The sequence below is a fragment of the Pseudoalteromonas fuliginea genome (genome assembly GCF_000690055.1).
Lineage (GTDB): Bacteria > Pseudomonadota > Gammaproteobacteria > Enterobacterales > Alteromonadaceae > Pseudoalteromonas > Pseudoalteromonas fuliginea.
In genome coordinates this window covers 99,037-112,153 of sequence record NZ_JJNZ01000001.1, presented here as the reverse complement: position 1 = coordinate 112,153, position 13,117 = coordinate 99,037, and the positions used below count along the sequence as shown (strand labels likewise).

The window sequence follows — 13,117 nt, the reverse complement described above, 5'->3', positions numbered from 1 at the left end:
ATTCTTAAAACTGGTAGGAAATCGATAAGCGAATATCGCGCCCAGATTCGTATGGACCAACAACAGTACCAAATACTTCACTGTAATCACCCACACTTGAATGATCGATATATAACTCATTAAATAAATTAGTAGCAGCAACATTCAATAATAATGAATTCGTCACATTCCACTGTCCATATAGATCAAAAGTGGTATAGCTTGGTTTATTTAGGGTATATAAAGAATCGGTCCAACCAAGATCAACGGCTTGATGAAGAGTATCAATATCAAGCGAATCGACTTTAGTTACACTAAAACCAACCTTTGCATCGGTGTTAACATCGTAATCAACGCCGGCAACCCATGTATTACCTCTGCTATTACCTAAACCGACAAACTCATAACCATTAATATCAATTGCATCATAGCTTACAGTATATAGACCATTACGAGGGTCAAGCTCTGTATCAGTAGCTGAAAATCCAATGAAGAAATCAAATGAATTTAAGCGATATGCTAGGTCAAACTCAAACCCTTTAGTATCTAACGTGCCTATATTGTTATAAACCGAGTCTCCTTCATATCCTTCAAATATCACATCATCTAAAGAAGAATTGTAAATACTGGCCTTAGCGGATAAATTTTCACTTGTGTACGTTATGGATGCCTCAATATTGGCGACTGTCTCAGGTACTAAACTTTCATCCGCCACGGGAATATCTGAGCCATCATATAAATATCCATCGATGGTAAAGCCATCGCCTATTTGTTTTCCACGCGCAGCTTCAGCATACCCAAGCCCTACTGTCCAAGCATCATTTATGTCGTATGCTAAACCTATATTAAAACTTACTTCACTATCGTCTAAACTCGATGCACTTTCTGTAATTGCAGTGCCATAATATTCATCTAATAAGATGTCTTGTTTAAACTTATAACTATCAAAACGCACCCCATAGCTCAGTAAAAGTTGTGGGGTAATATCACTATAACCTTGCGCATAAACCCCAAGTACACTGCCTTGTTCTGCATTTTCTTTTGTACCTGCTGCAGATCCGCTCGACACTTCATCGTTTCTATAATCAACACCATAAATAAATTTATGTTCATCAATAATACTTGTATTGCGAATATCTAAGCCATATGTATCAATGTCAGCAAGCCAAGCAAAACGACCACCATTAAAAGATGATTCGGTTTTGTATGCTGTCGCCTCTAAATACAATAAGTTATTGTGAGAAAATATATAATTAGCAACGTAAGTATCTCGTTTTGCTTCGCTTGGGTACAAAGCATCACCTTCTTGCACCGCCCAGTTAGGACGTGCCGAAAAATCCCCTTCTTCGTCGCGTTTTTCAATACTTAACGATAAATGATGATTATCTGCTAACTCACCACTGGCTTTAATAAACATCATATCTTGATCAGCAGCTGTACCATAAATAGTATCGCCATCACCATCTTCCATGTTGTCGCGATCCACAGTACTGAAATATCCTAATAACCCCCATGTATCACTTAATTTACCGTATACACTGGTACTGAAACGCGTGCTGTCATTTGAAAAATAACTTGCTTTAACACGCCCACCAAATTGTTCACCTTGATTAAGTAGGTCTTGTGCGTCTTTAGTTTTAAAGCGTATAGAGCCACCAATCGCACCAGGACCACTTGTTGCTTCACCGGCCCCCGCTTGTACATCTATTTGTTGCAGTAGGTCTGGATCTATTGTTACACGGCCAATATGATGAAATAACGTTGATGTTTGTTGTGCACCATCAACCGTTATATTTAATAAAGAATCTTCAACACCACGAATATAGATCTTTTGCGCAACGCCTACCGAGCCACCCACGCTAACAGAAGGTGAATGTCGAAAAATATCAGCCAGATCACTTGCTTGATATTGTTCTATTTCTTCAGCTGTAATACTCAAATTAGTTGCAGAGCCAACTACAGATATTTTTTCAACAGATGCTTTACTTTTAGCAAGTTCTTGCGCGGATATAGGTGAACTGAATGATGTACAAATGGCACTCACTAAGGCTAACTTTTTCAAGGGGAACGTTCCTTCTTAATGGTAAATAAGAAGGATTATCATTTTCTTTTAAGGAAAAGCATAGCAACTTTACATTTGTTACATTTAGCGTGAATAAAACACAGAAATGAAACCTACTTAAGCTATAGGATTAATTAAGATGCTGATTTAATTATTCATTAATTGGATGTATTAACAATAATAAATATAATTTTATACACCTTTAGGTACTGTTACCGTCATGATTAAGCCACCGGCAATGCTATTTGTAGCAAATACTGTTGCTGCGATCGCGTTTAATTGTCGCTGTGCTAAAGCAAGCCCTAAACCAAAACTATCACTGTTGCACGAACGGGCTGAATCAATCCGAAAGAAAGGCCTAAAAATAGTATTTAAATGCTCTTTAGGCACTCCAGGGCCTTGATCTGAAATAATAATTTGATATTCATGATCATGATCAATGAGACTAACGCGCACTTGTTTATTAATAGGTGTGTAACGTAGTGCATTTCTAAGTATATTCTCAAGTGCTTGACCTAATGCCCTATGATTACTGTTTTCAATATGAGCTTGATTAGGTAAGTCAGCAGAAATCAGTTTATCTGGGTACTCAAAACGTCCATCTTCAATGAGGATTTCGAGTAAATCGACTAAGTCCAAAGATTCAATACGTAACTGAGGTGATTCATTATCTAACCAAGACAAAGTTAGCGTGTCATCCACTAACTTACGAATGTGCTGTGACTCTTTATGAATACGTTCTAATTTAATTTGTGTGTCCTCTACGCCCTCCTCCCTGTGAGAGAGTAAGTTATCCGTTGCGATATCTAAGCGTGTTAAAGGTGTTCTCAACTCGTGGGAGAGATCCGTTAATAATACACGTTGGTGCATAATTTGCTCACTGATCCGCTCAGCCATTAAATCAAATGTTTCAGCTAATTGAGACAGTTCGTCGTTACGTGAGCCCAACTGCTCCCGAACCCTGACGCTAAAGTCTCCTTTACTAAATGCCCTACTTGCTAAGTCGAGTTCTTTAATTGGATGCATGATATGACGATATAACACAATAGATAAACATACCAATATAGACATTGGTAATAAAACTTGTAACGACAAGCGTGTTAAATTCCAAAGCGACCCCGGACGCATTCTTTGCGGCAACTGCACAACAAGGCTAGTTGTACCATCTTTAAAAGGTAACTGCATAGCCGGTGCACGGTCGAAGTACAGATGGATTTTCCAATCAATGCTACGCCCTAAATTATACCCGGTATACTCATAACGATGAGAGCGATTACCAGCTAACTCAACCACATTCGCTTTGGCAATTACAGCCCAAATATTTTCTTGTTGCTGCAAGTTATCGACCCAACGCTCAAGCTCGCTCATATCGCCTTGATCAAATATAATCTCAGCCTTTGTTTGCCAATCAGTTAATTCTGTTCGGCTTGAATCACTTAACATACTCATATCATTTTCAAAGTGATTAACCGCGACATTAATTAAATAGAACATCGCAACAACACCGGTACCAATAATTAAGCACAGCTTCCAAAATAGACGTCGTGTCATTTAATACAGTATCCTTGGCCATGCACTGTGTGTAAACGACTGCCATCCCAGCCAGCATTATTTAACTTTTTTCGAATACGACTCATATGCATATCTAAACTACGATCGTACTGGCTAAAACGTTTGTTTAGCACCACTTGATATAAGAAAGGTTTTAACAGTATTTGTGCTTGGTTTTTCATTAAAATTTGCAGTAAGCCAAACTCAATAGGCGTAAAAGTTAATAGCTCACAATGTAGAAAAACCTGTTGATGTAAGCTATCTATCTCAAGTCCATCAATATTAGCAATATAAGGAGTATTAGTGTCTTGTTTAAAAACACGTCTTAGTACTGAATCTACGCGTAATAATAATTCTTGGCTATTAAAGGGTTTCGCTAAATAATCATCCGCACCGGCTGATAGACCTAGAATGCGCTCTTCTTCAGCATGTTTTGCCGATACAATTATGACAGGGGTGCTATTACAACTACGTAAAATATTGAGCACTGCCAAGCCGTCTTTTCCCGGCAACATAACATCTAATAAAATAAGGCTAAAGCGCTGAGCAACTGCTAAATCAAGTGCATGATTACCATCAAAACACTGTGTAACAGAGTACCCTTGGTTAGCTAGTAATTCAGTAATTTGATCATTAAGTAATGTATCGTCTTCAACAACTAAAATATCAAAATCAAATTTGTTGCGTTGATAGGCCTGTGGTGCAGACATAGAAAGCCATAATTTTTATAGTATTAAAACAAATTAAAGCAAATGGTAATACAAATCAATATCAAAAATGGTGCGCAGGAAAAAAGTTAACTATTTGAGTGTTTTGAGTGTGTTGAGTGTGTTGAGTGTGTTGAGTGTGTTGAGTGTGTTGAGTGTTTGAAATCATAAACTTGTTATTGAGGAAATAACAAGTGGCGGAGTGGACGGGACTCGAACCCGCGACCCCCGGCGTGACAGGCCGGTATTCTAACCAACTGAACTACCACTCCGCAGTGGTATGTGCATGGGGTAATGCACTTACTAATTTTAATCATGATATCAAATGGCGGAGTGGACGGGACTCGAACCCGCGACCCCCGGCGTGACAGGCCGGTATTCTAACCAACTGAACTACCACTCCGCAGAGATATCATTATACTTGTTATTACTTAATTTGTTGGCGGAGTGGACGGGACTCGAACCCGCGACCCCCGGCGTGACAGGCCGGTATTCTAACCAACTGAACTACCACTCCAGCATACAAATTTTGTAATATAACATTGTTTAAATAGTTGGCGGAGTGGACGGGACTCGAACCCGCGACCCCCGGCGTGACAGGCCGGTATTCTAACCAACTGAACTACCACTCCAGCGCATATTTAAACTGTTATTTTTTCTTATTGGCGGAGTGGACGGGACTCGAACCCGCGACCCCCGGCGTGACAGGCCGGTATTCTAACCAACTGAACTACCACTCCATAATAAGAATATGTTTTACAACCATACGTTGTGTAAGTGTTGGCGGAGTGGACGGGACTCGAACCCGCGACCCCCGGCGTGACAGGCCGGTATTCTAACCAACTGAACTACCACTCCAGCTTTTACTTACAATTTTTCGAAAATGGCGGAGTGGACGGGACTCGAACCCGCGACCCCCGGCGTGACAGGCCGGTATTCTAACCAACTGAACTACCACTCCATATTTTCGTTGCTGTTTAGGTCTCCCTGACAGCGGCGTGAATAATACGAACCAACCCCTATTTCGTCAAGGGCTTTTTTGTTTTTTTATAGGTTTTTTAGTCATCTGTCATCGAAAGGTTTAAAATTTCACCTGATTTGTCACTTTTTGAGCCATTTTTACCGACTTGATTTTTTTCTGAGTCAGTAACGTCATCTTCACTTGCTTTCTTTTTCTTTAAAAAAGGCAGCCTGACGTTAAATTTAATCGACTTTTTCTGAACAAATATACGAATTAACAGCCAACCAACCAATAATATGAATATATTACAGCCGACAATCAAACTAATTATTGTTGATGTGGTCATTTTTCCTTCATCAGGATCGCTTTTAATCATTTCATCAGGCGTAATAATCGTTGCAGGGTCAATTTCGGGCACCGCTTCTATGGGTCGTTCTATCTCAAATTTATATGTGGGTAGCGTTGCCATAAATTCACGATCATTTATATTAGTGCCAAAAACAGACAGTTCAACACTATACCGACCCCAGTCATAATTTTTTATCGTAAGCTGGCGTGATACATTTGCCATTGCATCAATCGTAAACATTTGTTCTTCATTATTGGGATAATATATTTTGCCCTGAATTATCACGGTTTCAGGTTTAACAATGTTTGCATCAATAGTTATAGCTAAAATATGATCATCAAAATCCTCTTTAGCTAAAGCTATATCAAACTCAAAAGGCGGCTCATGAATAATAAGTGCTTTTTGGGTTATACGCCTTTGTAGCAAAGGAGTCGCAATGTAAAGTTCTGGTGTCCACTCTCCTGCAGGGAAATCTAATTTAAATTCACCGGTAAATACACCATCTTTTGGTCGTTCATCAAACCCACGACCATCATCTTTAAACTCAGCAACTTCTTGTATACCAGCACCGAAATTCGCAAAACTCTCGTTGTTAGTACTGACAAAATCGACATGTAAACTAACCACATCTTTAAATAAGTTAGCATTAATTGGTTCGCCATCATTTAATACTCTACCCGTAACCTTTACAGATTCGCCTCTAAATAACACCGATGGTAACGACTCTGCCTGCAACGACACCTCACCTAATACCACGATTCGACTATCTGGTAATATGCTGCCTATAACTTGCCAAGGCCCAGGCGTTGGCTTTTTAATTGTAACGAGATCGTAGTTAAGTTCATCAAACCATTCAATGTTAGGATCTTTAACTGAGTCGGGAGCAAAGTATTTACTGCCATCTGGCCTTACTAAAATAACAGCAGGTGTACCTGCCTTTCTAAAAAAAAGTAACGTTATTTCATCAATTTGACTATCTATACGAAAACGATTTTCTAATAAAGGTATTTCATTTTGTTGGCCATCGCGTTTAAGTACTTCCACTTGCTTAGCGCTATAAGCATTATTTGTAAAACAGCTAACCGCTATTAGCACAGTTACAAAACACATCGTTTTCATATTATGGCCTTATTCAGCGCGCCATAAACATTGGCCGCCTTCTTTATTTACAAGATCTAATCGGGCTTCGTGTGCGCTTTGCTCAGCATCGCTTGCTCGCAATACAACTAGTGGGGCTCTGTCACTATTTAAACGCTTTATACCCCCCTTTCGCTGCTCGCTGCCGTCATCTTTGTTTTGATTCAAATTTAGTTTTGTTTGACCGCCCGTCATGGCAAGGTAAACATCAGCTAAAATCTCAGAATCCAGTAACGCACCGTGAAGCGTTCGCTTGGCGTTATCTACATCGTAACGACGACATAAAGCATCAAGATTGTTCTTTTGACCTGGATGCAAGTCACGCGCCATTTTAAGCGTGTCAAGAACTTCACAAAACGTACTCGTTTTAGGATAACCCTGATTAAGCAACGCAAATTCGTTATCCATATGACCAACATCGAACGGCGCATTATGAATAACTAGTTCAGCCCCTTCAATATAGTCGAAAAACTCTTGCGCGATTTGATGAAACAGTGGTTTATCACGTAAAAATTCGTTAGTGATACCGTGAACGTCGATTGCTTCTTCTTCGCTTGGGCGTTGTGGGTTTATATAAACGTGAAAGTTATTGCCTGTTAAACGGCGATTTACTAACTCTACACACCCAATTTCTATAATACGGTGCCCTTGTTTAGGGTCGATGCCGGTGGTTTCTGTATCTAAAACTATTTGTCTACGTGCCATATCGAATTTAGCCTGATTCTGGTATCTTTCTATAATCACTTTATTGTACATAAGATCAAGGTAAAACAGTGCAAAAAACCGTAGAGATTTACACCGATGGCTCATGTTTAGGTAATCCAGGCCCCGGCGGTTATGGTATTTTTATGATTTATAACGGTCACGAAAAAGAAATGAGCCAAGGTTATAAACTCACAACGAATAACCGAATGGAAATGCTCGCGGCTATTGTAGCCCTAGAATCACTCACTCGAGAATGCGAAGTAAATCTAACAACCGATAGCCAATATGTTAAGCAAGGTATTGAATCGTGGATCACTAACTGGAAAAAACGTGGCTGGTTAACATCAGCTAAAAAGCCGGTTAAAAACGTCGATTTATGGAAACGCCTAGATAAAGCCTGTAGCGAGCACAATGTAACCTGGAAATGGGTTAAAGGGCATAGCGGCCATAAGTACAACGAAATAGTTGACGATTTAGCGCGCGATGCCGCAGGCAGTAAAGATTTACTAGAAGATGTAGGCTACCAGCCTTAAATTTATTCTAAGCTAGTTGTTATACCAATTTATTAAAAACATGTTCATTCTATCGCATTAAATAACTCACTAACTGCGTTAAAAATTATTCATATAGAACAACTATATGTCACAATTTTCGCCTTGTTAATGTGCTATTTTCTTAGCGCTATAATAGATCACTTATTTAATGCAATTGGTATTATTTTTTTGGTCACACGTTTTGTAATGCTGCTTAGAGGTTTGCCTAAGCCCTGCCCCTTTTACGGGTGCAAACTGCGGCCTTGCATGCCACTTAGGTTTTATCGGCGTAAGTGGCGCAACTCTTTTTCGTGCCACCAGCATATAAACACTGCCCATTGGTTTTAAATACTGTTTTGCAAAAGTCCGCCAAAACTCAAATCTTGATAACCTGTTACCTCTTGCCAGTGATGAATAAATAAAACGTTCGTCACTTACAATTTCAAAACCCAATAAATTTAGCCAATCTTTAACCCTCGCAGGGGTAAAAAAGCGCCCTGTCCATGGTAATTTCTGACCACTAAAAGGCAGCATTTGTGCAAGCCCGCACAAACTAAACGGATTAAAACCAGTCACGAGTATATAACCGCCTGGAATAAGCGTGCGATGTGCTTCTCGTAAAATATGATGCGGGTCTGAATGATACTCTAAGCAATGGCTTAGTATGCAAGCATCAATACTGTGCTCGTAAAATGGCAGTTCATCTATGTCAGCAACTACCCCGGTGTAAGGTCCTGGCTCTGCAACACACACTTGATGTTTAATCGTACTTATACTTGTGTTTAATTCGCCACTTAAATTACCCAACTTAAGCATATGATAGCCAAACATACGCGGCAGCCATTGCTCCATTTTGCGTTCAATATCTGCACGCAAATAATCCCCATGAGGAAACTGCTGCCACGACAGTGGTTTGGGTCCTTCTTGAAAACTAAGGGCTGGTTTCATTTTTTGAGCTCGTTATACTATGCGATAAGTGTCACTTTATAGAGCAATTTACCATGGTGCAAGTCAAAGCAATTAAAGCCTTTTCTGATAATTACATTTGGTGTTTAACTACCGATAACAGTAACCAAGCATGGGTAGTCGATCCAGGCCAAGCACATCCCGTATTAACGTACTTAGCTGAGCATAAACTAACGCTTGGTGGCATTTTAATTACGCATCATCACTACGACCACACCGATGGCGTAACTGAGTTAGTTGACGCCTATCCAGATATATCGGTTTATGGCCCTGCAAATAGTCCATTTAAAGGCGTCACTCACGCACTCACTGATGGACAAAGCATCAGTGTGCTTAATATTAACTTTACTATTTTAGCAACTCCCGGGCACACGCTTGATCATATTTGTTACACAAATGATGAACTTGCTTTTACCGGCGATACATTGTTTAGCGGTGGATGTGGGCGCTTATTTGAAGGCACGCCAGAGCAAATGTGGGAGTCTTTTAATAAACTAAGAGAGCTGCCTGCAAGCTGCAGTGTGTATTGCACGCACGAATACACGCAAGCTAACCTTGCCTTTGCCAAAGCCGTTGAACCACGTAACCCAGAACTCCTTGCGTACAGTAAAAAAGTAGATGAATTACGCAGTAATAACCAAATCTCCCTACCCACTTCTATTGGACAGGAGCTAAAAATAAATCCATTTATGCGTAGCGATTTGCCAACCATTACAGAGTTAGTGCCAGAAGAGTTTACCTCGGTTACAAAAAACAATGAACCTTGGGGGAACTTTGCTAGTCTGAGGCAGTTCAAAGACAATTTTTAATGCACAAACTAATACTTTAACATTTATTTTATTAGAATCATTAACTTAAGATATAGTGATGATTCTATTTCTGCGTTTTAAAAAGTCATTCAGTGGCAATGTTAACTCATAACAGGTAGTATTCGCCGAGTTTTTTACCCGATGTATTGGTATTTATGAATAAATCTCCCCTATTAATAGCCTTGGCGTTAGCGCTAAGTGGTTGTCAAACTGTGACAACTTTAGACTCAGACTCTCAAGTCGCCACGCAAACAAACCAACAACTCGAAGGCGCAAGTCCTAACGACATTAACAATGCATTGATGGTAAACGCACAATATCAGCAAGTCGACCCTGATGAGCAAGAAGCTCCCGTGTTTGATGATGTGTGGGAGCGAATTCGCTACCAACTTTCTATCGAAATACCGCAAAACCGCCCTGTTGTTACTGAACGTAATTATTATGCTCGCCACCAAGCCTATTTAGATCGTATTTCTAAACGTGCAGAGCCTTACTTACACTTTATTGTTGAAGAAGTAGAAAAGCGCGAAATGCCAATCGAAATTGCACTACTGCCTATTGTAGAAAGTGCATTTGACCCGTTTGGTTATTCTAATCGCAGCGCATCGGGCATTTGGCAGTTTATGCCTGCAACCGGTGAGCGATTCGATTTAAAACAAAACTGGTGGTACGACGGTCGTCGCGACATAGTGCAGTCGACTCGCGCAGCACTTGATTACTTATCGTATTTACATAAAACACTTGAAGGCGATTGGCTAAATGCGATTGCTGCTTATAATTCAGGTGAAGGGCGTTTAATGCGCGCGATTAAAAAGAATCGTAAAAAGCATTTACCTACCGATTTTTGGTCTCTTGATTTACCAAGCGAAACAACAGCCTACGTACCAAAGTTATTAGCACTTGCCGATTTATTAAAACGCTCAGATGATTTTAACGTTACATGGCAACCAGTAATTAATGCACAAGTGGTTGAAGTGGTTGATGTTGGCTCGCAAATAGATTTAGCACTTGCTGCTGATATGGCTGATATGACGCTTACTGAGCTATACAGATTAAACCCCGGTTTTAATCGCTGGGCAACTGATCCCAATGGCCCACATTCTTTATTATTGCCTGTTGATAAAGCAGAGGAATTTAGCCAAAAACTAGCAAACACTGATGTTAAAAACAGATTACGCTGGCAGCGTTATATTGTGGCTCGAGGCGACAGCTTATCGGTAATTGCCAAAAAGTTTACAACAAGCTCAAGCGCAATCCGATCGCTTAATAAACTCAAATCAAATACGATTAAAGTAGGCCAAGAATTATTAGTCCCGCTTACTGATGGCGCTATAAATAGTGAGCATTTACCAAAGCAGATGCGTTTAGCTGCTAATAAAGCAACTCGCACAAAGCTTTCGCACACAGTTAAAAGTGGCGACACGTTATGGGACATTAGCCGCGAATATGACGTAACTATGGATGAGTTGGCTAAATGGAATAAACTAAAGAAAAACTCTGTATTGCGCCTAAATCAAAAACTAACTGTTTATAAGTCAGCTAATAAACCACAAGCAACGGCAAGCACCAACCGTACTATTACATACAAAGTACGCCGAGGTGATTCACTTGCACGTATTGCGTCTAAGTTTAATCTAAGCGTTAACGAAATTATTAAGTGGAATAATTTAGCCGGTCAAAAATACTTACAACCTGGCCAAAAGCTAAAACTTAAAGTAGATGTTAGAAGTAGTTAATTTATAAAGCTATAAAAGCAAAAAGGAGCGCATGCGCTCCTTTTTTAATACCTTAAAGTTAAGGATTAAGCAGGTAGTTTTTCTAGCCATACTTTTAACCAAGGCTCAGTTACTGGCCATGGTTCAAAATCTTCACATGCATCTATTTCTAGGCGGTTGCCCACAGGCTTTGCTTGTAAATCGCGTAGTAGCTCGTCAAAGCTTCGCCCTGCGCCACAAAATGTATCGCCGTAGCATCTGTCACCCATTGCAATTACACCAAACGGTTTATCGGTAAGCATTGGGAAAGTGCTATTCATTGCAAAGTACAATCCTGCCAAATTACTCGGTACATCACCTTGCCCTGTTGTGGAGGTGACAATTAAAATATGCGATGCATTTTTTATATCATCAAGTGATGCTTCAGTAATTACTGTAGCAGTATGACCCGCTTGCTCAATTGTGGCTGCAACTTCATCGCTTAAACGCTCAGCACCGCCATTAACGCTGCCTACAAAAATACTAATATGTGCCATTAATAATCCTTTTCTTGCTCTGGCCAACCTAGCTGCTTACATATTTCAAGCATGTCTTCACCTAGTGGCGCTTTAATTTTTATTGATTCATTACTATAAGGGTGCACAAAACTAAGCTCTGTTGCAAATAACATTAAGCGTCTTAGTTCAAAATGCTCTCTAAAAAATTGATTATGCTGATTATCACCGTGATTTACATCACCAATAATAGGCAGTGATAAGTGCTTTAAGTGTCTGCGAATTTGATGCTTGCGCCCGGTTTTTGGAAAACACTCAACTAACGAGTAACGCACTGTTGGATACTTACCTATAGGAATAGGCAATGCAGCTTGGTGCAAGCAATTAAACTGGGTTTGCGCTTCTTGCGGTGCTTTATCTTGATCTGCAAACTTATCGGCTATTTTATCAAGTTCTTCTTTAAGCGGTTTATCTAAAAATACTGACTCTGGCGCAAAACCGCGCACTAAGGCTAAATAGCGCTTAGCAATAGTACCTTCAATAAATAGCTGGTTCATATCGCGAGCTGCTTCCGAGCTCAATGCAAACAGTAATACGCCCGACGTAGGTCTATCGAGCCTATGTACTGGAAATACATGTTGCCCTAGCTGGTCGCGCAACATTTGCATAGCAAACTGGGTTTCGTGTTTATCTAAAAACGAGCGATGCACTAATAAACCTGAAGGCTTATTTATAGCCACATAGTTTTCATCTTGATACAAAATAGTCAGCTCGCCATATTCAATAGGCGCTGGACGCTCACTCATTTGGTTCTCCTAAAAAGGTATCAAGGGCTGTTAGTAATTCAATTATTTCATCGCTTCCGGCTTTATTCACAAGTGTCATTTGCGCCATAGGGGCAATAGCAAAGTTACGCGGCAGTGGTTGCCTATGTGTTATTAATTGCTGTATTTTTTCAATAAATACAAACTGTAACCACTGCTCAAATGCCATTGTATCGTGACAAAAAGGAGTCTTTGAAAGCAGTGCCTCAGCGTCTATTGGCCCACTTTGCCAAAGCGCGTGTTTTTGTAAAAGTGCCGTTAGCTGCACTAAATAAGTTTGGGTTTGCTGGTACATAACCACCCTCTTTTATATATGTAATGCAAT

At 40.0% G+C, this 13,117-nt stretch carries 12 protein-coding genes and 7 tRNA genes; 3 read left to right on the top strand and 16 right to left on the bottom strand.

Annotation, left to right across the window (positions count from 1 at the left end; all coding sequences use genetic code 11):
* Window positions 1–4 precede the first annotated feature (4 nt).
* From DC53_RS19750 to dnaQ, 12 genes are all read right to left on the bottom strand, one after another.
* Window positions 5–2,041 (bottom strand): TonB-dependent receptor, encoded by a 2,037-nt coding sequence (locus DC53_RS19750; RefSeq protein WP_033028277.1) that lies wholly within the window; start codon window positions 2,039–2,041, stop codon window positions 5–7.
* A 192-nt stretch (window positions 2,042–2,233) separates the two neighbouring features.
* Window positions 2,234–3,592, bottom strand: a complete 1,359-nt coding sequence (locus tag DC53_RS19755; RefSeq protein WP_033028276.1) for a histidine kinase sensor domain-containing protein — start codon at window positions 3,590–3,592, stop codon at window positions 2,234–2,236.
* Window positions 3,589–4,302, bottom strand: coding sequence for a response regulator transcription factor (locus DC53_RS19760; RefSeq protein ID WP_007378009.1), 714 nt, complete (start codon window positions 4,300–4,302; stop codon window positions 3,589–3,591). The genes DC53_RS19755 and DC53_RS19760 overlap by 4 nt, the downstream gene beginning before the upstream one ends.
* 192 nt (window positions 4,303–4,494) lie before the next feature.
* Window positions 4,495–4,571 (bottom strand) — tRNA-Asp (locus tag DC53_RS19765).
* A gap of 54 nt (window positions 4,572–4,625) precedes the next feature.
* Window positions 4,626–4,702 (bottom strand) — tRNA-Asp (locus DC53_RS19770).
* 37 nt (window positions 4,703–4,739) lie between these two features.
* Window positions 4,740–4,816, bottom strand: a tRNA-Asp gene (locus tag DC53_RS19775).
* Window positions 4,817–4,854: 38 nt separating this feature from the next.
* A tRNA-Asp gene (locus tag DC53_RS19780) sits at window positions 4,855–4,931 on the bottom strand.
* Window positions 4,932–4,962: 31 nt separating this feature from the next.
* Window positions 4,963–5,039, bottom strand: a tRNA-Asp gene (locus DC53_RS19785).
* A 41-nt stretch (window positions 5,040–5,080) separates the two neighbouring features.
* Window positions 5,081–5,157 (bottom strand) — tRNA-Asp (locus DC53_RS19790).
* A gap of 26 nt (window positions 5,158–5,183) precedes the next feature.
* Window positions 5,184–5,260, bottom strand: a tRNA-Asp gene (locus tag DC53_RS19795).
* Between the two features lie 97 nt (window positions 5,261–5,357).
* On the bottom strand, window positions 5,358–6,728 hold the full coding sequence (locus tag DC53_RS19800) for a TIGR03503 family protein (RefSeq protein ID WP_007378212.1): 1,371 nt from the start codon (window positions 6,726–6,728) through the stop codon (window positions 5,358–5,360).
* 9 nt (window positions 6,729–6,737) lie between these two features.
* Window positions 6,738–7,451 (bottom strand): DNA polymerase III subunit epsilon, encoded by a 714-nt coding sequence (dnaQ, locus tag DC53_RS19805; RefSeq protein WP_007378211.1) that lies wholly within the window; start codon window positions 7,449–7,451, stop codon window positions 6,738–6,740.
* Window positions 7,452–7,519: 68 nt separating this feature from the next.
* Here dnaQ and rnhA point away from each other — a divergent pair, with 68 nt between their 5' ends.
* Complete coding sequence (rnhA, locus tag DC53_RS19810) at window positions 7,520–7,984, top strand: ribonuclease HI (RefSeq protein WP_007378210.1); 465 nt, start codon at window positions 7,520–7,522, stop codon at window positions 7,982–7,984.
* Between the two features lie 162 nt (window positions 7,985–8,146).
* On the opposite strand, the gene DC53_RS19815 is transcribed toward rnhA, so the two are convergent.
* A complete protein-coding gene (locus DC53_RS19815) occupies window positions 8,147–8,932 on the bottom strand; it encodes a class I SAM-dependent methyltransferase (RefSeq protein WP_008138494.1) in 786 nt (261 codons plus the stop codon).
* A 53-nt stretch (window positions 8,933–8,985) separates the two neighbouring features.
* On the opposite strand from DC53_RS19815, the gene gloB reads away from it, so the two are divergent.
* Both gloB and DC53_RS19825 read left to right on the top strand, forming a co-directional pair.
* Window positions 8,986–9,759: a hydroxyacylglutathione hydrolase gene (gene gloB, locus DC53_RS19820; protein ID WP_033028275.1), complete on the top strand. Its 774-nt coding sequence runs from the start codon at window positions 8,986–8,988 to the stop codon at window positions 9,757–9,759.
* Between the two features lie 155 nt (window positions 9,760–9,914).
* Window positions 9,915–11,495: a LysM peptidoglycan-binding domain-containing protein gene (locus DC53_RS19825; protein WP_007378207.1), complete on the top strand. Its 1,581-nt coding sequence runs from the start codon at window positions 9,915–9,917 to the stop codon at window positions 11,493–11,495.
* A 65-nt stretch (window positions 11,496–11,560) separates the two neighbouring features.
* Here DC53_RS19825 and DC53_RS19830 read toward each other — a convergent pair whose 3' ends face one another.
* The 3 genes from DC53_RS19830 to DC53_RS19840 are packed head-to-tail and all read right to left on the bottom strand — an operon-like array spanning window position 11,561 to window position 13,087.
* Window positions 11,561–12,010, bottom strand: a complete 450-nt coding sequence (locus tag DC53_RS19830; RefSeq protein ID WP_010553680.1) for a flavodoxin — start codon at window positions 12,008–12,010, stop codon at window positions 11,561–11,563.
* On the bottom strand, window positions 12,010–12,774 hold the full coding sequence (gene truC / locus DC53_RS19835; protein ID WP_007378205.1) for a tRNA pseudouridine(65) synthase TruC: 765 nt from the start codon (window positions 12,772–12,774) through the stop codon (window positions 12,010–12,012). The genes DC53_RS19830 and truC overlap by 1 nt, the downstream gene beginning before the upstream one ends.
* Complete coding sequence (locus tag DC53_RS19840; RefSeq protein ID WP_007378204.1) at window positions 12,767–13,087, bottom strand: YqcC family protein; 321 nt, start codon at window positions 13,085–13,087, stop codon at window positions 12,767–12,769. The genes truC and DC53_RS19840 overlap by 8 nt, the downstream gene beginning before the upstream one ends.
* Window positions 13,088–13,117: the final 30 nt, after the last annotated feature.